Source organism: Mesorhizobium sp. P3_A10, assembly GCF_056403175.1.
Genome location: NZ_JBFUFZ010000002.1, coordinates 737356 through 761793, shown reverse-complemented (window position 1 = coordinate 761793; position 24438 = coordinate 737356). Strand labels below are relative to the sequence as shown.

Here is a 24438-nt window from a genome sequence, read left to right as displayed (position 1 = left end):
ACACAGCACGGTTTGTTGACCGGGCAGAGATGGCTTCGATTCTGGTATCTTCAGGCAGATCTCACCGTGCCGCGATGAAGCGCATGAAATGCGCGACATCGGCCTCGCTGGGCTCCAGGCCGGTAAAGCTGCGCAAATAGGCCGCGAGATGACTGACCCGCGCCTCGACCGGCTCCTTGAGGTCAAGCACGTAATAGCCGATCTGCATGTAGTAGAGCACGCGCGCCCGGATGAAGGCGTCCTCCTCGTCATAGCCGTGGCGGCGATACATCTCGCGGATGGCGCCCAGCCGGTCATTGTCGGCCTTGTCGATGGCCCGGCGCACATCGTCGGAGCGGCGCGCCCATTCGCGGATGGCGAAGTCGAGCCTGGGGTCGAACAGCCGCTCGTCGGCCCAGCATTCGAACACATTCATGACGCCCATGATGATCGATTCCGCCGGCCGCTGCGCGCGTTCGACGATCGCCTTGGTGTTGGTGTCGTGCCAGTGGGCGAGCAGCTGGTCGAGCAGGTCCTGACGGCTCTGGAAATACCAGTAGAAGCTCGAACGCGAGACGCCGAGTTTCTGGCCGAGCGTCAGCACCCGCACACTCTCTATGCCGTCCGAGATCAGCGTCTGCAGCGCCAGATTGATCCAGTCGGAGCGGGTCGCCTTGATGTTGCCGGGCGCCAGTTCGTCCTGAGGAGCATTCATCACCATGGAACCACAAGTGGCATGGCGCGAAGCGTCGCGCAAGCTCTGGACATAAGTGTCTAGACACATGTGTACAGTCCATGTATCGTGAGGACGTCAAACGAGAGGGAGAGGCTCGTGAAGTCGCATTATCGCGCAGTCGTCATCGGGGGCGGGGTCGTCGGGGCCTCGGTGCTCTACCATCTGGCGCGGTTCGGCTGGAGCGATGTCGCGCTCATCGAGCGCGCCGAACTGACCGCCGGTTCGACCTGGCATGCGGCGGCCGGTTTCCATGCGCTCAACGCCGATCCCAATGTCGCGGCGCTGCAGGACTACACGATCAAGCTCTACCGCGAGATCGAGGCCGAATCCGGCCAGAATGCCGGCCTGCACATGACCGGCGGCGTCAATATGGCCAGCGATCCCGCCCGCTGGGAGTGGCTGAAATCGGCCTGGGCAGTGTTCCAGTCGGTGGGCATTGAGACCGCCAAGCTGGTGACCCCCGAAGAAATCAAGGAAATCTGCCCGATCGCCGATGTCAGCGACGTGCTCGGCGGCCTCTACGATTCCAACGAAGGCCATCTCGACCCCTATGGCACCACGCATGCCTATGCCGGAGCCGCCAAAAAGCGCGGCGCCGATGTCATCCTGCGCAACCGTGTTCTCGACCTCAAGCCGCGCGCCGACGGCGGCTGGGATGTGCTGACCGAGCAAGGCACGATCATTGCCGAGCATGTCGTCAATGCCGGTGGTCTCTGGGCCAAGCAGGTGGGCCGCATGGCCGGCGTCGAGCTGCCGGTGACGCCGATGGAGCACCATTATTTCATCACCGAGGACATTCCCGAGGTCGCCGCGCTCGACAAGGAGCTTGGCCTTGCCGTCGATCTCGACGGCTTCTCCTACCTCCGGCAGGAGCGAAAGGGCGTGCTGCTCGGCGTCTACGAGCAGAACCCCAAACTCGCGCCGATGCTCGGCCATGATGGCCGGCTGAAGGGCGATCTCACCGTCTTCAACTGGGGCGACGGGCAATACTGGATCATGGGCTCCTACTATCTCCGAGAATTCCATATGCGCTGGTTCGAGGCGAATGCCGCGGAGGGCGTGACCGTCACCGACCCCTCCGACATCATGACCGGGTTTCTCGTTACCGGGCCGAATGCGCGGGCCATCGTGGCGCGCACGACGCATCAGGATGTCTCCGGTGCGGCTTTGCCGTTCATGGCCTGCGGCGCGTTCGACATCGGCATGGTGCGCGCGCGGGTTGCCCGCCTCTCCATCGCCGGCGAAGTCGGCTTCGAGATCAACTGTCCCGCCACCATGCATGCCACTTTGCGCGAGACGCTGCTTGCCGCCGGCGAGGATCTCGGCCTGGCCGAGATCGGCTTCTATGCGCTGAACGCGCTCAGGCTGGAAAAGAGCTTTGGCATCTGGTCGCGCGAATTTACCCAGGCCTATACGCCTGGTCAGACCGGGCTCGACCGCTTCATCGCCTTCTCCAAGGGCGATTTCATCGGCCGCGAGGCCGCGTTGAAGCAACGAAATGTTCCCTCCCAACAATGCCTGGTGACGCTGGAAATCGACGCCGTCGACGCCGACGCCAGTGGTTTCGAACCGGTCTGGCACAACGGCCGGCGCGTTGGCTTCGTCACCTCCGGTGGTTATGGCTATGCGGTCGGCAAGAGCCTGGCGCTGGCGCTTGTCGATCGCGATTTCGCCGGCGAGGGCACGGCGCTGTCGGTGCATATTGTCGGCATCGAGCGGCCGGCGCGCGTCATCCCGGCCTCTCCCTATGATCCCCAGGGGGAGGCGATGCGGCAATGAGGAGGTTTGGCCATGGTCGATGATGCCGCACGTGACGTCAGGCGCGAGCGCCGGCGCGGACGAACCGGCGAGGCCGGCAGCGAGTCCAGCCGTCGGCCGGACTATCGTTCGCTGAAAAACCCGTTCCTGCCGCAGCCGGTGTTTTCGAACGACCAGGTCGCTGCCATCCATGACACGGCGCTGCGCGTGCTGGAGGAGCTTGGCATCAAGGTGCTGCTGCCCGAAGCGCGGCGCATCCTCGCCGGTGCCGGCGCGCTCGTCGACGAAGACAGCCAGATGGTGCGCATCGGGCGCGATATCGTGACGGCCGCACTCGCCTCCGCACCCAAGTCGATCCGGGCGCTGGCCGGCGACCGTTCCCGCGACCTCATGCTCGAACTGGGCTCGATGACGTTCCTGGCCGGCGCCGGCGCGCCCAACGTCACCGATCTCGAGCGCGGCCGGCGGCCGGGAACGCTGGCCGCTTTCGAGGATCTCATGCGGCTGGTGCAGCATTTCGACGTGCTGCATATGCTGGGGCCCTGCATCGAGCCACAGGACATCGACAATCGCGTCCGCCACTATGCCGTCAATCGTGCGCAGCTGACGCTGTCCGACAAGTTCCCGTTCGTCTTCGCCCGCGGCACCCCGCAGGTCGAGGACGGCTTCGAGATGCTGCGGCTGGCGCGCGGCCTGTCGGAGGACGCGTTTCGTTCTGGCGCCCATTGCTACACCATCATCAACACCAACTCACCGCGTCAGCTCGACATTCCGATGGCGCAAGGCATCATCGACTTTGCCAAAGCCGGGCAAGTGCTGATCATCACGCCGTTTTGCCTCGCCGGCGCCATGGCGCCGATCACCGTCGCCGGCGCGCTGACGCTCCAGCATGCCGAAGCGCTGGCCGGGCTGGCGCTGGCGCAGATCGTGCGACCAGGCGCGCCAGTGGTCTACGGCTCATTCTCGTCCAATGTCGACATGAAGTCGGGCGCGCCGGCCTTTGGCACGCCGGAGCATGTCAAGGCGACGCTGGGCGCCGGCCAACTGGCGCGCTTCACCGGCTTGCCCTGGCGCTCCGGCGGCGGCAGTGCCGCCAACATTTCGGATGTGCAGGCCGCGCATGAAACGCAGTTCGCGCTGTGGGGTTCGGTGCTGGCCGGTGCGACGGTGTGCATCCACGCCGCCGGCTGGCTGGAAGGCGGCCTCAGCGTCTCGTTTGAAAAGCTGATCACCGATATCGAGGCGGTGCAGACCGTCGCCGAACTGTGCGCCGCCACACCCGGCGACGAGGACGCAATCGGCTTCGAAGCCATCGCCGAGGTACAGCCGGGCGGGCATTTCTTCTCGGCCGGGCACACGATGGCGCGCTACCGCACCGCCTTCTATGAGCCGCTGGTGGCCGACTGGTCGAATTTCGGCAACTGGACACAAGCCGGGTCAAAGACCGCGACCGAGCGCGCCACCGGCATCTGGAAACGGATACTGGCCGACTTCCAGCCGCCAGCTTCGGCCACTGCCACCGCTGGCATTCTCGACGAATTCATCGCCCGGCGCACTGAACAGGGCGGCGCAGCACCGGTCTCGTGAGGTCGTGCGGCCGGCGCATCGCTCTCAGCGATCAGCGGAGCCCGCCGCTCACGCGCCGGGCCCCTCCTTTGTCGTCACCGATCACGCATGCGCGTGCGGGTGACGAACGTCCCAGACGGCCCAGGCCGATGCGACAACCACCAGCACGCCGAGGATCACATGCGTCGCCATCGCGTCAGCGTTGGCCATGAACCCCAGCAGCCAGGGTGAAACGATCAGCCAAAGTCCGAGAACAAGATTCACCCACTCTTCCCACTCGGCGAATACGGAGAGAGTCGCGACTGCCAGCGCACCGAGCACAACGCCGACAACCCAGGCGTTGTATGCGGGAGCGGTTTCAGCAGCGAAGCCGATTATCCAGGGTGAGATGAACAGGCAAACGGCAAGGATCAGATTGATCAGATCCTGGCCACGTTTTCCTTCCATGAGTTTATTGGCCATGACAACCTCCTTAGAGAAGCTTGACCAAACCACTACGTTTCGCGTGCACCGCACGCTTAGTCATTGATATAATTACGCTTCAAATGGCCTTCAAGGACCTGCGATGGGAGGGTCAGTGCAGGATGGCAACCGCCTTGCGCGAATAGGTGGTGTCGTCGAGCTGGCCGAGCATGAAGGCCGCCACATCGGCACGCGCCAATGTAGGCAGCAGGGACGTCGCCTGAATACCATTGCCGTGGCGGAATTCACCGGTTGCCGCACCGTTTGTGAGCTTGGGCGGCCGCACGATGGTCCAGTCGAGACTGGATTGGACGATAAGCTTTTCCTTTGCCTCGTGGTCGGCCACTTCACGACGCAGCACAAGCGGTACGATGACACCGCCGAGCAGCGGTCCCAATTGCCGCCGGCTGTCGCGCACGCCGAGGAACGAAAGATAGATGAGCCGGGCAGGGCCGGTCCGCTGCATGGCATCGACGATGAAGCCGATGCCGGCAACCACGGCCGGGTCGTGTTTCAGCGGCACTCCGACCCCGAGACAGCTGAAAACCGCTTCATGCCCGGCAACGGAGCGCTCCACTGCCTGTTGATCGGCGACATCTCCGACAATCACCCTCAGGTTTTCATGGCTTACGGCAAGCTTGCTCGGGGTGCGAACGAAGGCGGTCACCGCATGGCCTTTTGCCAGAGCAGCCGAGACGACGAGGCGCCCCGTCGCACCCGAGGCGCCAAAGATGAGTAGTTTCATCATCCTCTCCCCTGGGACAGCCCGCTACGCCCCCTCTGAGGGACGTGGCGCGCCTCACATCGGGCGCTTGTCGCCGGCCTTTTGCGGGTCGCGGCGTATCGTGCCGGTATCGGTTTGTCTGTGCTTGTCGGCGGCAATCCTGCGGATGCGGTCGAAGCGGCTTTCCTCGGCTGGCTTGGTCGCCGGAACGCCATTTGGCTTTGGTACGAAGGTAATCATGTGTCGATCTCCCTGTCGTTGCTGACTGATGGAAGTCTTCCTGACTGGCGGAAATCCTTGGCGCGCCGGGGAAGTGCCCCCGACGGCCGTTGTTCTGGTTTGGCCCGTCCGGCTTTGCCGGGCGGGCACTTCAGGCGACGGTCAGTAACCGCCCATGCCGCCGCCGGCCGAAGCCGCGGCATCCTTGGCCGGGATGTCGGTGATCATGGCTTCCGCTGTGATCAACAGCGCCGCGATCGAGCCGGCGTCCTGCAGCGCGGTGCGCACAACCTTTGCCGGATCGACGATGCCGGCCTTGATCATGTCGACATAGATCTCGTTCTGGGCATCAAAGCCCTGATTGTGATCCTTGCTGTCGGAGAGCTTGCCGACGACGATCGAGCCTTCGACACCGGAATTCTCGGCGATCTGACGGATCGGCGCTTCGAGTGCCCGCAGCACGATCGAGATGCCGGCATTGACATCGGCATTGGCGCCGGTCAGCCCGTTGAGCGCCGACCTGGCGCGCAGCAGGGCGACACCGCCGCCGGGGACGATGCCTTCTTCAACCGCCGCACGTGTGGCGTTCAGCGCATCGTCGATACGGTCCTTCTTTTCCTTGACTTCCGATTCGGTGGCGCCGCCGACGCGGATGACCGCAACGCCGCCCGACAGCTTGGCCAGACGCTCCTGCAGCTTTTCCTTGTCATAGTCGGAGGTTGTCTCCTCGATCTGCCCCTTGATCTGCGAGACGCGCGCCTGGATCGTCGCCTTCGGGCCGGCGCCGTCGATGATCGTCGTCGTGTCCTTCTCGATCAGCACGCGCTTGGCGCGGCCGAGCATGTCGATGGTGATGTTTTCAAGCTTGATGCCGAGATCCTCGGAAATCATCTGGCCGGCGGTGAGCACGGCGATGTCTTCCAGCATCGCCTTGCGGCGATCGCCGAAGCCTGGCGCCTTGACGGCCGCGACCTTGAGGCCGCCGCGCAGCTTGTTGACGACCAAAGTCGCCAGCGCTTCGCCTTCGACGTCCTCGGAGATGATCAGCAACGGCTTGCCGCTTTGCACGACCGCTTCGAGGATCGGCAGCAGCGCCTGCAGATTGCCGAGCTTCTTTTCGTGGATGAGGACGTAGGGATCCTCCAGCTCGACGCGCATCTTCTCGGCATTGGTGACGAAATAGGGCGAGAGATAGCCACGGTCGAACTGCATGCCCTCGACGACATCGAGTTCGGTGTCGGCCGTCTTGGCTTCCTCGACGGTGATGACGCCGTCATTGCCGACCTTGTCCATCGCCTTGGCGATCATGGCGCCGACGGTGGCGTCGCCATTGGCGGCGATGGTGCCGACCTGCGCGATTTCGGCGGAGGATTTGACCTTCTTGGCCCGCGCCTGGATTTCCTTGACCACGGCGGTCACGGCAAGGTCGATGCCGCGCTTGAGGTCCATCGGGTTCATGCCGGCGGCGACGAACTTGGCGCCTTCGCGCAGGATCGAAGCGGCCAGCACCGTGGCGGTGGTGGTGCCGTCACCGGCGAGGTCGTTGGTCTTCGAAGCCACTTCGCGCACCATCTGGGCGCCCATGTTCTCGAACTTGTCGGCAAGCTCGATTTCCTTGGCGACGGTGACGCCGTCCTTGGTGATGCGCGGCGCCCCATAGGCCTTGTCGATGATGACGTTGCGGCCCTTGGGACCGAGCGTCACCTTGACGGCGTTGTTGAGGATCTCGACGCCGCGCAGCATGCGATCACGGGCATCGGTGGAGAATTTGATTTCCTTGGCAGACATGATTTTTCATCCAGTTCGTTTGGAGAGCAGCAAGGCATGGACAGCGTCAGGCGGCTTTCTTGGTCGCCACGGTCTTGTCGATGGTCTCGCTCTTATCGATGATGCCCATAATGTCGGCTTCCTTCATGATCAGAAGGTCCTCGCCATCGAGCTTGACCTCGGTGCCGGACCATTTGCCGAACAGGATGAAGTCGCCGGCCTTGACGTCGAGCGCAATCAGCGCGCCGCTTTCGTCGCGCGCGCCCGGCCCAACGGCGATCACTTCGCCTTCCTGCGGCTTTTCCTTGGCGTTGTCGGGGATGATGATACCGCCCTTGGATTTGGTGTCGCTTTCCGCGCGCCTGATGACAACGCGGTCGTGGAGTGGCCGAAATTTCATGGGAACTTCTTTCTGGGGCCGGCATAGGCGGCCGCTACCTCCATATAGGCCCGTTGGCACTCGATAGATAGGAGTGCCAAAAATTAATCACGGGATGATCGAAATATTGGATAGTATTCTTCGACGAGTTCAATTCCGGGAATTCGAAGATCGTAAAATAATCCGAAAATTGAAATTTCGCTTGCGAGTGCCTATTTTAGCGGGGAAACGCATTTTCACATTCTCGCTCCAAAAAGGAGATTTCACATATGGCTGAAGTCGCTCAAAGCATCATGGAAAAAGCTGAGGCACGCTTCGTCGACAAGCAGAAGAAGACCGCCGAGCGCAACAAGGCGACTGCCGAGTATATGACCGAAGCCAAGCTTCGCGTCATCAAGACTGCCAGGCTGCGCGAATTGCGGCTGGCCAAGGAAGAGGCGGACCGGGTGGCGGAAGCCTTGAACCCGACGCCTAAGAAGAAGCGGGCGGCAGTCAAGAAAGCCGTCGCCGCGCCAAAGGGAGCAAAGTCATGAGCCTTACATTTCCCAATCGAAGCCGTAGCTATGACGAGGCGGGCAAGCGTATCCGCTTTGTCGGCCATGACGGCATGTTCCAGATTTCTTTCTCTGTCACCGCCGACGCCATCTCAAAGGCGCCATCGGGGACGGCAACCTCCGAGGCCACCTATCTGGCGGCCTTCGACACGGCGTCGAGCTCCATCCATGACATTGCCCGGAACGCCTATGCCCGCACCCGCAGGAGCATGTATGTGCTGACCGCTGCTGATTTCGGCTGATGCCCGTCGCCCAAAAGTGCGCAGCGGTTTTGGGATAACGACGTGCATAAAATCTAGGATCAGCCGGCGTCCATCTCCTCGACCATGGCCCGTATCTTCACGGCCCTTTCAAAATGGTCGAGCCGGTGGGTTCTGATCCACCATTCCGCAGCTTCCATGAGAAGTTCGGGATCGTCGTTCCTGTTTGCAAAGAACGCATAGAATGACAGGCCGACGCCGGCGCCTTTCTCCGAGATCTTGCGGTCGCAGACTTCCAGGACCTTCTGTTTCAGGCTCGGTCTCACGGCAATCCCCTATCTCTAAACATTCGGCCGACGCGCGCCCCGGATGGCAATCCGCCCGGTTGTGATCAGGTCCCGCGATCCGCCTTCGCCCGCCGCTTGACGTCTCGGCTGTTCAGTCGATCGACCATCGCCTCGGCATCGCGCATGTCCATGCCGACCATCACCTGGTGCTTGAGTTCGACGGGCTGGCCGGTGAAAATATCGAAAATGGTCCAGCTGCCAGGCTGCTCCATGCGCATTGCGTAGCGGTTTGCCATTCTGGCGTCCTTTGATTGCCATATACGACCGATGTCGCTGGCGTCAGGCCTTGGTAATGAAGAACACGGCCGCCAGCACAACGACCGTCCAGACCACCACGGACAGCTTCAAAACCAGGCCGCCATGTGCAGACAGGACCGCCCGCAGGCTGGTCATCGTCTTCTCCAGTCGCTTCGACGCGGTCGGCGCCGCAATCACCACCGGCGCTTTGACCCCAAGCCTTCCGAAGACAGGCAGCACCGATGGCTCGCGCACGAAAATGACCTCGACTGTTTTGGAGAAGACCGAGCGTCGTCATAGCACCGTTTTTCAAACGGCTTGCATACCAAATAAAAACCAGCTTGGCCGTACAGGGCACCGCTGCCGCCAAGGACGACACATGGGCTCCGGGTGATCTGGCGCCGGAACCTCAGCGCGGTTAGGCTGGAAGCAGAACGCGTTGACGGGTGCACAGCCGGTTCAACGGCGAAGGGCGAGGGGAACGAAAAATGACGGCGCCCGGCGATTTGCAGCAGGCCTTGTTCCAGAGATTGAAAAGCGATGCGCCGCTGTCGGCGCTGCTGGCCGGCGCCGGCCTGCTTGAGCAGGCAACCGACAACGTCGCCTTTCCCTACGTGACCTGCGGCCTGACCAGCGCTTTTGATTGGGACACTGGCGCCGATAACAACGCCGATCAGCTGGTGACATTGCATGTCTGGTCAAAGGCCCATGGCGAAGCTGAGACGCTTGCCATCATGGACCGCATCAAGGCACGCCTCGCCGACGCGGCGCTGGTCATCGGCCCGCGTGGCCAGACGCGGCTGTCGCTGGAATTCGCCGAGGCCCGTTATGACGAGGATCTGGCGGTCCATCATGGGCTGCTGCGCTTTCGCGCCATCACCCGGGAAAACGCCTGAGCGCTTTCAATATCGGTGAAACGGGGTCTAGACTGGACTTTCGCCGGTTTCACCGGGTTGGGCGGTGAAATCTCAGGTTGAATGTCTCGCGTTGCAGGGGTGTGGCGGGCATGTTTTCAGTGGCCTTCACCGTTCATTTCACGTTCAGCACCGATGCGTTACAACGCTGACCATGACAACGCTTCGCTCCCATTTCCGAACCGCGACACTGGCGCTCTGCGCGGCCGGACTGTTTGCGTCGCAGGCGACCGCGATGTCGGTCGCCGCTGCCGAGCAGGCCCAGCCGATCGTATTGGCCGCGTCCGACTGCTACGCGATCGGCCAGCAGGTTGCTGAGCAGAACGGTGGCACGCTGGCCAAGGCGTCGCAGTCGACGCGCGGTGGCCAGCCGGTCTGCGTCATCGTTGTGCTTGTCCCGGGCAAGGACGGACAGCGCCCGCGCCGTTCCGAAATCGTCGTTCCGCTGAACTGACCCGATCTTCATCTTACAGGCCTCCGTTTCCCAGGCCGCCGGAATCGGCCTATATCTGAGCCCAAACGCTTCAACAGGCCAACTCTTCAACAGGTATCGATCCCCGCATGCGCGTACTCGTCGTCGAAGATGACAAGGATCTCAACCGGCAGATATCGGATGCGCTGGTCGACGCCGGCTATGTCGTCGATCGCGCCTTTGACGGCGAGGAAGGCCATTTCCTCGGCGACACCGAGCCCTATGACGCCGTCGTGCTCGACATCGGCCTTCCGCAGATGGATGGCATCAGCGTGGTCGAGCGCTGGCGCCGCGGCGGCCGCAAGATGCCGGTGCTGATCCTGACGGCGCGCGACCGCTGGAGCGACAAGGTCTCCGGCATCGACGCCGGCGCCGACGACTACGTCACCAAGCCGTTCCATATCGAAGAGGTTCTGGCCAGGGTCAGGGCGTTGATCCGGCGTGCCGCCGGCCATGCCTCATCCGAATTGACCTGCGGGCCGCTGCGCCTCGACACCAAGGCTTCCAAGGCCGACGTCAACGGTGTGCCGCTGAAGCTGACTTCGCACGAGTTCCGCCTGCTCGCCTATCTGATGCACCATATGGGCGAGGTGGTCTCGCGCACCGAGCTGGTCGAGCATCTCTACGACCAGGATTTCGACCGCGATTCCAACACCATCGAGGTTTTTGTCGGCCGGCTTCGCAAGAAGATGGGCATCGACATGATCGAAACCGTGCGTGGCATGGGCTATCGCATGCGCGAGCCGGAGGCGTAAGGCGGAACCTCTTCCTACAAAGCTGGCCGCCTCAAAAGCGCTTTCAGTGCGGTTCTGGCCGCGTTCGCTGGCGTTTCGCGTCATCGGCTTTTCTACGATCTGGGCGATCCTGACGCTTGTCGTCATCTTCACGCTCATCACCACGCTTTATCGCCAGGCCAGCGAGCGTGGTTTTGACAGCCTGCTTTCGGCGCATCTGTTCAACCTGATCGGCTCCGTCGGTGTCTCCGAGGGCGGTCAGCTGACCGGCGCCCCCGACCTTGGCGATCTCCGCTTCTCTGAGCCCAATTCAGGCTGGTACTGGTCGGTGGAACCCGCCTCGGAAGGCGTCCATGGCGACCTGCATTCGTCCTCGATGACCAAGACCATCCCGTCGCCAAGCGTCGCCGAAGTTCCCTTCAATGCCAGCTTCCAGCGCAGCTATGCCAGCGAAGGCATCAAGGGCGAGGCGGTGGAAGTGTTCGAGAGCGAATTCGTCCTCGATTCGAAAAACCGCGCGGCGCGCTTCCGCGTCATGGGCAATCAGAGCGAGCTCGAACAAGAGATCGCCAGCTTCCAGCGCCGCCTGTTGACCTATCTTTCCCTGTTCGGCGTCGGCATGATCGCCATCAACGCTATCGCCATCCTGCTTGGCCTGCAGCCATTGCGCCGGGTTCGCAACGCGCTGGCCATGGTGCGCGAAGGAACCGCGCAAAGGCTGGACGGCCGCTTCCCGGCCGAGATCGAACCGCTCGCCAACGAAACCAATGCGCTGATCGAGAACAACAAGCGCATCGTCGAGCGCTCGCGCACGCAGGTCGGCAACCTTGCCCATTCGCTCAAGACACCGCTTGCGGTGCTCATCAACGAGGGCCGGGCGCTGGGCGGCGCCAAGGGCCAGCTCATCGCCGAGCAGGCGGCCTCGATGCAGAAGCAGGTCGACCACTATCTGCAGCGAGCCCGCGTGGCAGCGCAGCGCGACAGCGTCGTCTACCGCACGCCGGTGGCTCCGCTGGTCCAGCGCATGGTGCGCGTGCTGCAGAAGCTCAACCCGCAGACCAGCCTGTCGCTGTCGCTGCCGGCCGCCGACATCGTCTTTGCCGGCGAGCGCGAGGATCTGGAGGAATTGCTCGGCAACCTACTCGAAAACGCGATGAAATGGGCAAAAAGCGCCGTCGCCATCACCGTCAGGCCGGTCGCCGGCAAGGACGGCGCGGCCAACCTGTTCGAGATCGATATCGACGATGACGGTCCGGGCATTCCCGAAGACAAAGCGCGCGAGGCGGTGAAGCGCGGCCGGCGCCTCGACGAGACAAAGCCGGGGACGGGGTTGGGACTTGCCATTGTCGCCGACCTCGTCAACGAGTATGGAGGCGTTCTGGCGCTGGAACGCTCCGCCATGGGCGGATTGAAGGCGGTGGTTCGATTGCGGAGCCTTCAGTGATACAGGCCACGGCCAAATTTCCGACAAATATCAATACTATGGCCACGTCGACTTTCTCGATGACGCGGCCCCCAGCTCATCCTCAAGAAAAACTGGTTGTTGGCATGAAGATTCGCGTCGCGCTCGTTTCCGCCCTGCTTGCCGTTTCCGGCTGCGGGACGTTGAGCAAGGGCGGTGGCCCGGACATCACGGTCACCGAGCCGCCGGCTACGAACCCTCCGTCCGGCGCCAAGGTCACGGCGACGATCATCTCGGCCATGGCCGGCGGCCTGGTCGGCGGATCGATCGGCTCAGGCTTGAGCGACGCCGAAAAGCGCAGCGCGTTGGAGGCGGAATACAAGGCGCTTGAATATACGGCGAGCGGCCAAAAGGTGACGTGGAAGAGCGACCGGACCGCCCATTACGGCGAAGTCGTCGCCGCCCAGCCTTATCGCGTCGGTTCGCAGGACTGCCGACAGTACACGCACACCGTCTTTACCGGCACCGCCGGCGCCACCGCGCGCGGAACCGCCTGCCGCAACGCCGATGGCAGCTGGACGCCGCTGACTTGATCGATGCATGTCGCCCAAAAGCGCGCAGCGGTTTTGGGCGACATGCATGAAAACAAAGATCAGGCGGGGTCCACTTGAGATCGGGTCGGGTTGATACCGATCAAGGACATGCGGCGCGCCTGCCGTCAAAGCGTCGCAGTACGCCTGTGTTGGCAGGGCAGGGCGCTGCCGCTATTGGATGAAGCATGCTGTTCTGGGTCATAGCCGCAATCCTCACGCTGGGCGCAAGCCTGGCGGTGCTGCTGCCGCTGGCCGGCGGCGCCAAGGGTGCATCGACCAGCAGCGATCACGATCTGGAAGTCTATCGCGACCAATTGGCCGAACTTGACCGCGATGCGGCGCGCGGCCTGATCCAGCCGGCGGAAGCCGAAGAGGCGCGCGCTGAAATCGCCCGCCGCATCCTTCGCCTGGACAGTATAGGCCCGGCCGACAAGGCGGCGACGCGGCAGCCGTCAATGATGACACGGCTGGTCGCAACCGCTGCCGTGCTGGTGGTTCCCCTGGTCAGCTGGGGTCTCTACAGCCAGATAGGCTCGCCCGATCTGCCGTCGCAACCGCTCAGCGAACGGCTGGCCAAGAACCCCGCCGACAGCTCGGTGGACGAGCTGGTGGCGCGTGCCGAGGCGCACCTTGCCGCCAACCCCAGCGATGGCCGCGGCTGGGATGTGCTGGCGCCGGTCTATCTGCGCATGCAGCGGTTCGCCGACGCGGTGACGGCCTATCGCAATGCCATTCGCCTTGACGGCGACAGCGCCGCCCGCCAGGCCGGTCTCGGCGAGGCGATCGCCAACGCCGCCGGCGGCATCGTCTCGGCCGATGCGCAAGGTGCTTTCGAGGCGGCGCTGAAGCTCGATCCGGCAAATCCGAAGGCGGCTTTTTATCTGGCAATGGCGCTGGCGCAGGAAGGCCAGACCGACAAGGCCATAGCGGCCTGGCAAACCATGCTCGCCATGCTGCCGCCGGACTCCCCATGGCGCGGCGCGGTGCAGCAGGCCTTGGCGGAATCCGGCAATCGTGCCGTGGCATCCGGACAGCCGGCGAAGGGCCCTGACGCTGCGGATGTCGATGCCGCTTCCTCGATGTCGCCGCAGGACCGGGAGGCGATGATCAACACCATGGTCGCCGGCCTCGACGAGAAGCTGAAACAAAATCCACGCGACGCGGAAGGATGGATGAAGCTCGTTCGTTCCTATGTCGTGCTGGGCAAGGCCGACCAGGCGCGCGATGCGCTCAATCGCGGTATCGCCGTGTTTGGCGCCGACAGTGACGAAGCGAAGAAGTTCACCGCCTTTGCCGCTTCGCTCGGCGTGACGGCGACGGAGTAGACCATGACGCGCAAGCAGAAACGACTGTCGGTAATCGCCGGTGGGCTGGCGTTTCTCGCTGCCGCCACCGGTCTCACCTTCTATGCGCTCGGGCAGAAGGCCTCCTATTTCTACATGCCCGCCGATCTGACCACCGCCAGCCTGCAGCCGGGACAGCGGATCAGGCTCGGCGGCCTCGTCGAAAAGGGCACGATCGAGCGTGGCCAGGGCGCCACCGTCGCCTTTTCCGTCACCGACAAGCAGAAATCGGTCAAGGTCACCTACACCGGCATCCTGCCCGACCTGTTCCGTGAAGAGCAGGGCGTCATCACCGAAGGCGCCTTCGGTCCGGACGGCACCTTCGTCGCCGACAGCGTGCTGGCCAAGCATGACGAAAACTACATGCCCAAGGAAGTGGCCGACGGCCTCAAGGCCAAGGGCGTGTGGCAGGAGAGCAAGAGTGAATAACGGGTCTCGCCGCAATGGTTGAAACCGGACACTTCGCCCTAGTCCTGGCGTTCGCGCTTTCGTTGGTGCAGACGCTGGTGCCGCTGTTTGGCGCCCGCACCGGTAACCAGAAGATGATGGCTGTCGGCGGCCCGGCCGCTGTATCAGGCTTTGCCCTGACCGCGCTGTCTTTCGTCGCGCTGGCGACAGCCTATGCAAGCTCCGATTTTTCGGTGGCGAGTGTATGGGAAAACTCGCACTCGCTACAGCCGCTGATCTACAAGATCACCGGCACCTGGGGCAATCACGAAGGCTCGATGCTGCTCTGGGTGCTGATCCTGACCTTCTTCGGCGCGCTGGTCGCCGTCTTCGGCGCCAATCTTCCGGCGACGCTGCGGGCCAATGTGCTGGCCGTGCAGGGCGCCATCGGCGCCACCTTCTTCCTGTTCATCCTGACCACGTCCAATCCGTTCATCAGGCTCAATCCGGCGCCCATCGAAGGCCGCGACCTCAATCCGATCCTGCAGGACCTCGGCCTCGCCATCCATCCGCCGCTGCTCTATCTCGGCTATGTCGGATTCTCGATCTGCTTTTCCTTCTCGGTCGCCGCCCTTATCGAAGGCCGCATCGATGCGTCCTGGGCGCGCTGGGTGCGACCATGGACGCTGGTCGCCTGGATGTTCCTCACCGGCGGCATCGCCATGGGCTCTTACTGGGCCTATTACGAACTTGGCTGGGGCGGCTTCTGGTTCTGGGATCCGGTCGAGAACGCCTCCTTCATGCCGTGGCTGGCGGGCACGGCGCTGCTGCATTCGGCGATCGTCATGGAAAAGCGCTCGGCGCTGAAGATATGGACGCTGCTGCTGGCAATCCTGACCTTCTCGCTGTCGCTGCTCGGCACTTTCCTGGTGCGCTCCGGCGTGCTGACCTCAGTCCACGCCTTCGCCACCGATCCGACGCGTGGCGTCTTCATCCTTTGCATCCTGACGCTGTTCATCGGCGGCTCGCTGGCGCTGTTTGCCTTTCGCGCCTCGCGGCTGACGGCCGGCGGCCTCTTCCATCCGATCTCGCGCGAAGGCGCGCTGGTCCTCAACAATCTGTTCCTGACCACAGCGGCGGCGACCGTGCTCATCGGCACGCTCTATCCGCTGGCCGTCGAAGCCCTTTCCGCCGACAAGATCTCGGTCGGCGCGCCGTTCTTCAACCTGACCTTCGGCCCGCTGATGGTGCCGCTTCTGGTCATGGTTCCCTTCGGGCCGCTGCTCGCCTGGAAGCGCGGCGATATCCTCGCGGTTGCCCAGCGTCTGATGGCGGCTTTCGCAGCGGCCTTCCTGGCCGTTCTGGTGACCGGATTGTTCATCGACGGCGCGTCGGTGTTCGCCGCCCTTGGCGCGGGCCTTGCCTTCTGGCTGATCTGCGGCGCGCTCACCGATCTTGCCGTCAAATCCGGCTTTGGCAGCGTCGCGCCTGGCATCATGCTCAGGCGCTTTGCCGGCCTGCCGCGCTCGGTCTTCGGCACCACGCTCGCCCATCTCGGGCTCGGGCTGACGACGCTCGGCATCGTCGGCACGCTTTGCTTCGGCACCGAGAAGATCCTGTCGATGCATGCTGGCGAGACCGTGGAACTGTCCGGCCACACGCTGCGCTTCGAAGGCCTCTATCCAGCGCAAGGGCCTAACTACAGCGAGGATCGTGGCCGCTTCGTCCTGCTCGGCGCCGACGGCAGCAGCGCGGCCGAAATCACCTCGGCCAAGCGCTTCTACCCCGTGCGCCAGATGACGACGACCGAGTCCGGCATCAAGACGATCTGGTTCAGCCAGCTTTATCTGTCCCTTGGCGACGAGGGCACCGATGGCTCCGTCGTCGTGCGCCTGTGGTGGAAGCCGCTGGTGACGTTGATCTGGGGCGGCGGCCTGGTGATGATGGCCGGTGCTGCGATGTCGCTGCTCGACCGCCGGCTGCGCGTCGGCGCCCCCTCGCGCCGCCGCAAGCTCGTGGCATCGGCAAGCCTGCCATGACCGCACGGTTTTCGCTGGCCTCGCTCGTCCTGTTTTTGGCGCTGTTGTTTGCCGGCGCCGCGCAAGCGGTGAAGCCCGACGAAGTGCTGGCCGATCCGGCGCTCGAGGCGAGGGCGCGGCTGCTGTCCGAAGGCCTGCGCTGCATGGTCTGCCAGAACCAGTCGATCGACGAATCCGATGCCGACCTTGCGCGCGACCTGCGCATCCTGGTGCGCCAGCGCCTGGTCGCCGGCGACACCGACCAGCAGGTGATGGACTATATCGTGTCCCGCTATGGCGAGTTCGTGCTGCTGAAGCCGCGCTTCAACCTGCGCAATGCCTTGCTGTGGGGCACGCCTGTCGTGCTGCTTTTGGTCGGCGGGATCTTCATCGTGTTGACCGCGCGCTCGCGCCGCTCGCTGGCAACCAAGGCGTTGAGCGTCGAGGAACAGGCGGCGCTGGATAGTATTCTGCGCCGCGACTGACGGCGGCCGGCGTCTGCCAACATTACAAAAGTTTCATGCACCGGAAATGGCGCCGTAATGTGCGCCTCTCTATTTCTCTTCACCTGAGGATGCCCACCGCAGCGCATCCCTTGAAAGAGGATACGAGACCCATGAATATTGCCCCCAATTCATATTCCCGCACCCGCAACCGCCTCCTGGCTGCTGCCGCGTCGCTGGCCATTGCCGGTGCCATTGGCTTTGGCGCCGTCGCCACCAGCACGGCTCCCGTTCTGGCCGATGCCGTGCGGGTCGAGGCGCCGCAGGTGCAGGGCTTTGCCGATGTCGTCGAGCGCGTTTCGCCGGCTGTCGTCAGCGTCAAGGTCAAGGCCAAGATCGAGCCGGCGGCCGATGACGGCTCCGACCAGTCTGATGGCCCTGACGGCTTCAACAACCTGCCCGACAATCCGCAACTGCGTCAGTTCTTCAAGCAATTCCGCGGCTTCGGCGACCAGAACGGCCAGAACCGCCGCTTCAGCCACCGCGACCGCAACAACGACCAGCCCCGTCCGGTTGCGCAGGGTTCGGGCTTCTTCATCTCCGATGACGGCTATCTCGTCACCAACAACCACGTCGTCGAGGAAGGCTCGGCCTTCACCGTGGTGATGAATGACGGCAAGGAACTTGATGCCAAGCTGATCGGCACCGATCCGCGCACCGATCTCGCCGTGCTCAAGGTCGATGGCGTCGGCAAGTTCACCTATGTCGACTTCGCCGATGATTCCAAGGTTCGCGTCGGCGACTGGGTCGTGGCCGTCGGCAATCCGTTCGGCCTTGGCGGCACCGTCACCGCCGGCATCGTCTCGGCCCGTGGCCGCGATATCGGCGCCGGCCCCTATGACGACTTCCTGCAGATCGATGCCTCGGTCAACCGTGGCAATTCCGGTGGCCCGACCTTCAACCTCAACGGCCAGGTCGTCGGCATCAACACCGCGATCTTCTCGCCCTCGGGCGGCAGCGTCGGCATTGCCTTCGACATTCCGGCCTCGACCGCCAAGACGGTCGTGCAGGACCTGATGAAGAGCGGCAGCGTCGAACGCGGCTGGCTTGGCGTCGAGATTCAGCCGGTTACCTCCGACATCGCCGAATCGCTCGGCCTGAAGTCGCAGAAGGGTGCACTGGTTTCCAGCGCCCAGGACGGCGGCCCCGGCAAGAAGGCCGGCATCACCGCCGGTGACGTCATCACCCAGGTCGACGGCAAGGACGTCGATTCGCCGAAGGAACTCGCTCGCCTGATCGGCGCCTATTCGCCCGGCAAGCCGGTCGACGTCACGGTGTGGCGTGACGGCAAGAGCCAGTCGATCAAGATCGATCTCGGCAAGCTGCCATCGACCGACAAGCAGGCTTCGGCCGATCAGCCGGCCGCTCCGGCCAAGGCCGATACGCTGGCCGATCTCGGCCTCACCGTCACCAAGTCGGAAAACGGCAAGGGGCTGGTGGTGACCGATGTCGACCCCAACAGCGATGCCGCCGATCGTGGCATCCAGCCCGGCGATATCATCACTTCGGTCAATTCGACGGAGGTGAACGGCACCGAGGACGTCACCAAGGCGATGGCCGATGCGGTGAAATCCGGCCGCAAGGCGGTGTTGATGCAGATCACCCACGACGACTCGAACCGCTTCGTCGCGCTGCCCGTCGCCAAGGGCTGACACCCGTTTCGACTTTTCCCGTGCGGCGGTTTCAAACACCCCCGAGCCGCCGCATGGGGAAGCATGGAGCCCGAATACGTTAGTCAGTCATCGTGTTCCGCTCCGGCGGCAGCGGGCCTCCCATCGCCCGCTGCCGCATTCCCTCAGCCTGTCGCCCAGAAGTGTGAAGCGGTTTTGGGATAGCGACATGCCATCCAGTGAAGGCCACAATCCACATGCCGGCCACTCAATCTTCCAGCGAAATCGCGTATAACGGCCCGATGAAGATTCTCGTCATTGAAGACGATCGCGAGGCGGCCGACTACCTGCAGAAAGCCTTTGGCGAGGCCGGGCACACCGCTCATGTCGCCGGCGACGGCGAGACCGGCTTCGCGCTTGCCGATGCCGGCGACTACGACGTGATGGTCATCGACCGCATGATGCCGCGCCGCGACGGCCTGTCGGTCATCGCCGGCCTGCGCTCCAGGGGCAACACGACGCCGGTGTTGATCCTGTCGGCGCTCGGTGAAGTCGACGACCGGGTCACCGGCCTACGCGCCGGCGGCGACGATTATCTGACCAAACCCTATGCCTTCTCCGAGTTGCTCGCCCGCGTCGAGGTGCTGAACCGTCGCGCCAGCGCCAAGGAAGCCGAAACCATGTACCGGGTCGGCGATCTCGAACTCGACCGCCTGTCGCATTCGGTTCGCCGCGCGGCATCCGAGATCACCTTGCAGCCGCGCGAGTTCCGGCTGCTCGAATATCTGATGCGTCACGCCGGCCAGGTGGTGACGCGCACCATGCTGCTAGAAAATGTCTGGGATTATCATTTCGATCCGCAGACCAATGTCATCGACGTTCACATCTCGCGGCTGCGCGGCAAGATCGAAAAGGGCTTCGACAAGCCGATCCTGCACACGATTCGCGGCGCCGGCTATATGCTGAAGGGCGGCTAAAGCCCCATGGCGTTGTCCATGCCCGCCATCATGAAGACAACGGCAGCGCGGCTTTCGGCGCTCTACCTGCTGCTGTTCGCCCTTTGCGCGGTACTGCTCGTCTTCTACATGACCTCGCTCTCGGCGCGCATGCTGACCGCGCAGACGCAGGAGACCATCAACGACGAAGTGCTCGGTCTCGCCCATGCCTATCAGCGCGGCGGCCTGCCGGTGCTGGTGCGCGTGGTCGAGCAGCGCTCCCGCCAGCCCGGCGCCAACCTCTATCTGATCGCCGATGCCAACGGCCAGATCCTGACCGGCAACGTCCAGAGCCTGGAGCCGGGGGTCCTCGAGACCGACGGCTGGACAACCGAGCCCTTTTCTTACCGCCGCTTCGGCGAAGGCGAACTCGAGCGGCAACGTAACCCGGCGGCGGCTGACCAGAACGCAATGCCATCCGACCCGAACGACGTGCAGGTGGAAGGCGAGAAGGGCCACAACGCCATCGCACTGGTGCTGCGGCTGCCCAACCAGATGATCATGCTGGTCGGCCGCGATCTCGGCGAGCCGGAGCGGTTCCGCGCCGTCATCCGCCGCGCCCTGACACTGGCGCTCGGCATGATGGGGCTCGGCGGGCTGCTGATCTGGTTCTTTGTCGGCCGCGCGGCGCTGAAGCGCATCGACAGCGTGTCGGAGGCAAGCCGTCGCATCATGGGTGGTGACCTCACAGGCCGGCTGCCGGTCACCGGCGCCGGCGACGAGTTCGACCGTCTCTCCGAAAACCTCAATTCCATGCTGGCCAGGATCGCCACGCTGAACGAGGGGCTGAAGCAGGTTTCCGACAACATTGCCCATGATCTGAAGACGCCGCTGACCAGACTGCGCAACCGCGCCGAGGCGACGCTTTCCGGCAAGCACAAGACATCAGACTACAGGCAGGCGCTGGAAGGCACGATTACAGAGTCCGATCAGCTGATAAAGACTTTCAACGCCATCCTGATGATCTCGCGGCTGGAGGCAGGCTATTCCTCTGAAAGCACCAACCGCGTCGATCTGGCGGCCGCCGTGCGCGATGTCGTCGAGCTCTACGAGCCGGTGGCGGAGGAAGCTTGTGTAGTGATCGAGAGCTCAGTGGAGGGTGACTTCGCCGTCAACGGCAACCGCGAGCTGATCGGCCAGGCGCTGTCGAACATCGTCGACAACGCCATCAAATATTCGACCGACGCGACCGGCAAGCCTACCGTACGCGTGACGCTGGAGCGGGTCGGCGGAGAGATCAGGCTTGCCGTCACCGACAATGGCCAGGGCATTCCCGACGATGCCGACCGCGCCAGGGCGACCGAGCGTTTCGTGCGGCTGGAGAAAAGCCGTTCGCAGCCAGGCTCCGGCCTTGGCTTGAGCCTCGCCAAAGCGATCATGACATTCCACAACGGAAGGCTTGATCTTCTGCCTGTAAATCCCGGATTGTCCGTGATCATGAGTTTTCCCGAACGGGAGAACCATTGATGGCGGTGAGGGCGGTCGTGCAACGGATCCAAACGGACTGGCTGTTGAAGCCGGTGGCAAGGCTCGCGCCGCTGGACGAGAGCCGTGCCCGGCGCAAACAGTCGGAGATCGCGTCCGCCGCCCAGGAAGAGGACTTGCCGCGCCTGGCGAAATTCCTGGCCGGCAAGGGCACCGCCCAGGCTTTCCTTGCCGCCGTCTTCGATCTGTCGCCGTTCCTGCGCGACACGGTGCGCCGCCGCCCAAAAATCCTCGATGCGCTGTTCGACGAGACGGTCGAGGCCCGGCTGATTACGATCCTGGCCGCGATTGGCGAGGCGTCGCGCACTGAGACCCTCTCGGAATCGAGCCTGATGATGGAACTGCGCCAATGGAAGGCGGAAGCGCATGTCCTCATTGCGCTGGCCGATCTTGCCGGCGCGGCCGAGACGGCGCTGACGGTGCGGCGGCTGAGCGATCTCGCCGATGCCTGTACCCGCGCCGCCGTTGATTTCCTGCTGCGTGACGCGCATGGGCAAGGCAAGCTGAACCTGCCCGACCCCGAACGGCCTGCGGGGCAGTCGGGCTGGATCCTGCTCGGCATGGGCAAGCTTGGCGCCCATGAGCTGAATTATTCCTCCGATATCGACCTCGTCGTTTTCTTCGATCCAGACGCGCCGGCAATCGTCGACCCGCTCGATGCGACCGAGCTGTTTGCGCGCTTGACCCGGCGGCTGGTCCGCATCCTGCAGGACCGCACCGAACACGGCTATGTCTTCCGCACCGATCTCAGGCTGCGTCCCGATCCCGGTTCGACGCCGTTGGCGATTCCGGTCGAGGCGGCCCTGCGCTACTATGAGGCGCGCGGCCAGAACTGGGAGCGCGCCGCCATGATCAAGGCGCGGCCGGTGGCCGGCGATCGGGCTGCGGGTGAGGCCTTCCTGAGGGAATTGCAGCCCTATATCTGGCGCAAATACATGGACTACGCGGCGATTGCCGACGTCCATTCGATCAAGCGCCAGATCCATGCCCACAAGGGCCATGGCGAGATCGCGGTGAAGGGCCACAACGTCAAGCTCGGTCGCGGCGGCATTCGCGAGATCGAATTCTTCGTCCAGACCCAGCAGCTGATTGCCGGCGGCCGTTTTCCCGAGCTTCGCGGTCGCGAGACCGTGCCGATGCTGGGTGCTCTGGCGGCGCGCAACTGGATCACCGCCGATGCACGCGATACGCTCACCCGCCAATACTGGTTTCTGCGCCGCGTCGAACATGCCATTCAGATGGTCGCCGACGAGCAGACGCATATCCTGCCGGACGACGATGAGGGGCTCGAGCGCATCGCCCATATGCTGGGCTTTGCCGATGCCGCCAAATTTTCCGAAACTTTTCGCGCGGCTTTGCATGAAGTCGAGCGCCATTACGCGGCGCTGTTTGAAACCGCGCCGGAACTGTCGGCAGGCGTCGGAAATCTGGTCTTTACCGGCGATGTCGACGATCCCGACACGCTGCGGACCTTGCACGGCCTCGGCTTCAAGCGGCCGAGCGACATCTGCCGCGTCATCCGCGGCTGGCATTTCGGCCGCTACCGCGTCACCCAGTCGGCCGAGGCGCGCGAGCGGCTGACCGAACTGACACCGGCGCTGCTCAAAGCCTTCGGACAGACGCGCCGGGCCGACGAGGCGTTGGTGCGCTTCGACGAATTCCTCGCCGGTCTGCCGGCCGGCATCCAGCTGTTTTCGCTGCTGCAGTCCAACCCCGCTCTCCTGAAACTGATGGCGACCATCATGGGCGCCGCGCCCCGGCTGGCGGCGATCATCACAAAGCGTCCGCATGTCTTCGACGGCCTGCTCGATCCGGCGTTGCTGAACGAACTGCCCAATCGCGCCTATCTGTCCGCGCGGCTGGCGGCTTTCATCGAAGGTGACCGGGCCTATGAGGATGTGCTCGACCGTCTGCGCATCTTTGCCTCCGAGCAGAAGTTCCTGATCGGCGTGCGCCTGCTCGCCGGCTCGATCAGCCCGAGCCGTGCCGGCCGTGCCTTTTCCGACCTCGCCGACCTCACCATCGACGCCGCACTGCAGGCGGTGACAGCCGAATTCGCGTTGCGCCACGGCCGCATCGCCGGCGGCACGGTTTCGCTGCTCGGCATGGGCAAGCTCGGCAGCCGTGAGCTTACCGCCGGCTCGGACGTCGACCTCATCCTGCTCTACGACCACGACGCGGATGCCGAGGAATCCGACGGCCACAAGCCGCTGGCGCCGTCGCACTACTACACAAGGATGACACAGCGTCTGATCGCGGCTGTCTCGGCGCCGACCGCCGAGGGCGTTCTCTACGAGCTCGACCTGCGCTTGCGGCCATCCGGCAACAAGGGGCCGGTCGCCACCCATGTTGACGCCTTCAAGAAGTACCAGCGCCAGGAAGCCTGGACCTGGGAGCATATGGCGCTGGCCCGCGCCCGCGCCATCGGCGGCGAGGCCGCCCTTTGCGCCGAGGTCGAGGCCGAGGTGACGGCACTTTTGGCCCTGCCGCGCGACGCCGCCAAGGTGAAGGCCGAGGCATCCGAGATGCGCGCGCTGATCGAGAAGGAAAAATCGCCACGCGATCTCTGGGACATCAAGCTGACCCCAGGCGGCCTCATCGACCTCGAATTCATCGCGCAGGTGGCGGTCATCACCGGCCAGGTCGAAGCCGGCGGAAGGCTGACCGCCACCGGCGAAATCCTGTCGCACCTGGTCCCGGATTTTGCTGAGGCCGATGTCAGGCAAGAGCTTTGCGAAGCCTATCAACTCTATCTGGCGCTGACCCAGATGACGCGGCTTTGCCTTACCGGCGCATTCGAACGCGACGACGTTCCGCCGGGGCTTTCGGATCTGCTCCTGGCGGTCACCGACCTGCCGGACTTTGGTGTGCTGGAAGCACACCTCAAGGAGACGTCGCAAAAGGTCAGAAAGGAATTTGACCTTTTGCTTCGGGCGAAACGGCCGTGACGGCTAAGGCCTGAACGGATGTTTCGAGAGCATCGGACCCAAAGGTGGAAACCGATTTTGGGAAATTCAGATGCTCGAACAAAGAGATAGAGGGGCGGGATGAAAA

Annotated in this window: 26 protein-coding genes; 17 read left to right on the top strand and 9 right to left on the bottom strand. The window is 63.7% G+C overall.

Translation table 11 applies throughout. The annotated features are described in order from the left end of the window. Positions 1-61: 61 nt before the first annotated feature. Positions 62-700 (bottom strand): TetR/AcrR family transcriptional regulator, encoded by a 639-nt coding sequence (locus AC1DXU_RS10555; protein ID WP_477316480.1) that lies wholly within the window; start codon positions 698-700, stop codon positions 62-64. A 111-nt stretch (positions 701-811) separates the two neighbouring features. On the opposite strand from AC1DXU_RS10555, the gene AC1DXU_RS10550 reads away from it, so the two are divergent. Together AC1DXU_RS10550 and AC1DXU_RS10545 are read left to right on the top strand one after the other, a co-directional pair. Further along, positions 812-2494, top strand: a complete 1683-nt coding sequence (locus AC1DXU_RS10550) for an FAD-dependent oxidoreductase (RefSeq protein ID WP_477367846.1) — start codon at positions 812-814, stop codon at positions 2492-2494. A gap of 12 nt (positions 2495-2506) precedes the next feature. Continuing rightward, the gene (locus tag AC1DXU_RS10545; RefSeq protein WP_477367843.1) at positions 2507-4060 is read left to right on the top strand and encodes a trimethylamine methyltransferase family protein; all 1554 of its coding nucleotides are present in this window, start codon (positions 2507-2509) and stop codon (positions 4058-4060) included. Between the two features lie 81 nt (positions 4061-4141). On the opposite strand, the gene AC1DXU_RS10540 is transcribed toward AC1DXU_RS10545, so the two are convergent. From AC1DXU_RS10540 to AC1DXU_RS10520, 5 genes are all read right to left on the bottom strand, one after another. Next, positions 4142-4501 carry an SPW repeat protein gene (locus AC1DXU_RS10540; protein WP_477316234.1) on the bottom strand — a complete coding sequence of 120 codons (360 nt, stop codon included), beginning with the start codon at positions 4499-4501 and terminating at the stop codon, positions 4142-4144. Positions 4502-4613: 112 nt separating this feature from the next. After that, positions 4614-5246 carry an NAD(P)-dependent oxidoreductase gene (locus AC1DXU_RS10535; protein ID WP_477367840.1) on the bottom strand — a complete coding sequence of 211 codons (633 nt, stop codon included), beginning with the start codon at positions 5244-5246 and terminating at the stop codon, positions 4614-4616. Positions 5247-5300: 54 nt separating this feature from the next. Then, complete coding sequence (locus tag AC1DXU_RS10530) at positions 5301-5465, bottom strand: hypothetical protein (RefSeq protein ID WP_477272035.1); 165 nt, start codon at positions 5463-5465, stop codon at positions 5301-5303. A gap of 141 nt (positions 5466-5606) precedes the next feature. Continuing rightward, complete coding sequence (groL, locus tag AC1DXU_RS10525; RefSeq protein WP_477367838.1) at positions 5607-7232, bottom strand: chaperonin GroEL; 1626 nt, start codon at positions 7230-7232, stop codon at positions 5607-5609. Positions 7233-7278: 46 nt separating this feature from the next. Continuing rightward, a complete protein-coding gene (locus tag AC1DXU_RS10520; RefSeq protein WP_477367835.1) occupies positions 7279-7611 on the bottom strand; it encodes a co-chaperone GroES in 333 nt (110 codons plus the stop codon). Positions 7612-7859: 248 nt separating this feature from the next. Between AC1DXU_RS10520 and AC1DXU_RS10515 the strand changes: the two genes are divergently transcribed. Further along, positions 7860-8123, top strand: coding sequence for a hypothetical protein (locus tag AC1DXU_RS10515; protein WP_477367833.1), 264 nt, complete (start codon positions 7860-7862; stop codon positions 8121-8123). After that, entirely contained in the window at positions 8120-8386 is a 267-nt protein-coding gene (locus tag AC1DXU_RS10510; protein WP_477243788.1) for a DUF1488 family protein, read from the top strand. The genes AC1DXU_RS10515 and AC1DXU_RS10510 overlap by 4 nt, the downstream gene beginning before the upstream one ends. A gap of 59 nt (positions 8387-8445) precedes the next feature. On the opposite strand, the gene AC1DXU_RS10505 is transcribed toward AC1DXU_RS10510, so the two are convergent. The 3 genes from AC1DXU_RS10505 to AC1DXU_RS10495 all read right to left on the bottom strand — a co-directional run bounded on the left by AC1DXU_RS10505 (position 8446) and on the right by AC1DXU_RS10495 (position 9183). Next, positions 8446-8670 (bottom strand): DUF6500 family protein, encoded by a 225-nt coding sequence (locus AC1DXU_RS10505; protein WP_477316246.1) that lies wholly within the window; start codon positions 8668-8670, stop codon positions 8446-8448. 65 nt (positions 8671-8735) lie between these two features. Beyond that, positions 8736-8927 carry a hypothetical protein gene (locus AC1DXU_RS10500; protein ID WP_477316248.1) on the bottom strand — a complete coding sequence of 64 codons (192 nt, stop codon included), beginning with the start codon at positions 8925-8927 and terminating at the stop codon, positions 8736-8738. A gap of 43 nt (positions 8928-8970) precedes the next feature. Next, positions 8971-9183 carry a hypothetical protein gene (locus tag AC1DXU_RS10495; protein ID WP_477367830.1) on the bottom strand — a complete coding sequence of 71 codons (213 nt, stop codon included), beginning with the start codon at positions 9181-9183 and terminating at the stop codon, positions 8971-8973. Between the two features lie 233 nt (positions 9184-9416). On the opposite strand from AC1DXU_RS10495, the gene AC1DXU_RS10490 reads away from it, so the two are divergent. From AC1DXU_RS10490 to AC1DXU_RS10430, 13 genes are all read left to right on the top strand, one after another. Continuing rightward, positions 9417-9824, top strand: coding sequence for a DUF3168 domain-containing protein (locus tag AC1DXU_RS10490; protein WP_477367827.1), 408 nt, complete (start codon positions 9417-9419; stop codon positions 9822-9824). 172 nt (positions 9825-9996) lie between these two features. After that, the gene (locus AC1DXU_RS10485) at positions 9997-10296 is read left to right on the top strand and encodes a hypothetical protein (RefSeq protein WP_477367824.1); all 300 of its coding nucleotides are present in this window, start codon (positions 9997-9999) and stop codon (positions 10294-10296) included. 107 nt (positions 10297-10403) lie between these two features. Continuing rightward, positions 10404-11069 carry a response regulator transcription factor gene (locus tag AC1DXU_RS10480; RefSeq protein WP_015318627.1) on the top strand — a complete coding sequence of 222 codons (666 nt, stop codon included), beginning with the start codon at positions 10404-10406 and terminating at the stop codon, positions 11067-11069. A 46-nt stretch (positions 11070-11115) separates the two neighbouring features. After that, positions 11116-12492: an ATP-binding protein gene (locus AC1DXU_RS10475; RefSeq protein ID WP_477367821.1), complete on the top strand. Its 1377-nt coding sequence runs from the start codon at positions 11116-11118 to the stop codon at positions 12490-12492. 104 nt (positions 12493-12596) lie between these two features. After that, a complete protein-coding gene (locus AC1DXU_RS10470; RefSeq protein ID WP_477316258.1) occupies positions 12597-13043 on the top strand; it encodes a hypothetical protein in 447 nt (148 codons plus the stop codon). 185 nt (positions 13044-13228) lie between these two features. After that, entirely contained in the window at positions 13229-14368 is a 1140-nt protein-coding gene (gene ccmI, locus AC1DXU_RS10465; protein ID WP_477316260.1) for a c-type cytochrome biogenesis protein CcmI, read from the top strand. A gap of 3 nt (positions 14369-14371) precedes the next feature. Next, positions 14372-14815, top strand: a complete 444-nt coding sequence (gene ccmE, locus AC1DXU_RS10460) for a cytochrome c maturation protein CcmE (protein ID WP_477316262.1) — start codon at positions 14372-14374, stop codon at positions 14813-14815. A gap of 14 nt (positions 14816-14829) precedes the next feature. Then, a complete protein-coding gene (locus tag AC1DXU_RS10455) occupies positions 14830-16812 on the top strand; it encodes a heme lyase CcmF/NrfE family subunit (RefSeq protein ID WP_477367819.1) in 1983 nt (660 codons plus the stop codon). After that, positions 16809-17276 carry a cytochrome c-type biogenesis protein gene (locus AC1DXU_RS10450; RefSeq protein WP_477367816.1) on the top strand — a complete coding sequence of 156 codons (468 nt, stop codon included), beginning with the start codon at positions 16809-16811 and terminating at the stop codon, positions 17274-17276. Before AC1DXU_RS10455 ends, AC1DXU_RS10450 begins: the two co-directional genes overlap by 4 nt. A gap of 131 nt (positions 17277-17407) precedes the next feature. Then, positions 17408-18946, top strand: coding sequence for a Do family serine endopeptidase (locus AC1DXU_RS10445; RefSeq protein ID WP_477367814.1), 1539 nt, complete (start codon positions 17408-17410; stop codon positions 18944-18946). A gap of 260 nt (positions 18947-19206) precedes the next feature. Beyond that, positions 19207-19881: a response regulator transcription factor gene (locus AC1DXU_RS10440; RefSeq protein WP_477272431.1), complete on the top strand. Its 675-nt coding sequence runs from the start codon at positions 19207-19209 to the stop codon at positions 19879-19881. A gap of 6 nt (positions 19882-19887) precedes the next feature. Beyond that, the gene (locus tag AC1DXU_RS10435) at positions 19888-21366 is read left to right on the top strand and encodes a sensor histidine kinase (protein ID WP_477367811.1); all 1479 of its coding nucleotides are present in this window, start codon (positions 19888-19890) and stop codon (positions 21364-21366) included. Next, positions 21366-24332 carry a bifunctional [glutamine synthetase] adenylyltransferase/[glutamine synthetase]-adenylyl-L-tyrosine phosphorylase gene (locus AC1DXU_RS10430; protein ID WP_477367808.1) on the top strand — a complete coding sequence of 989 codons (2967 nt, stop codon included), beginning with the start codon at positions 21366-21368 and terminating at the stop codon, positions 24330-24332. The genes AC1DXU_RS10435 and AC1DXU_RS10430 overlap by 1 nt, the downstream gene beginning before the upstream one ends. Positions 24333-24438 lie beyond the last annotated feature (106 nt).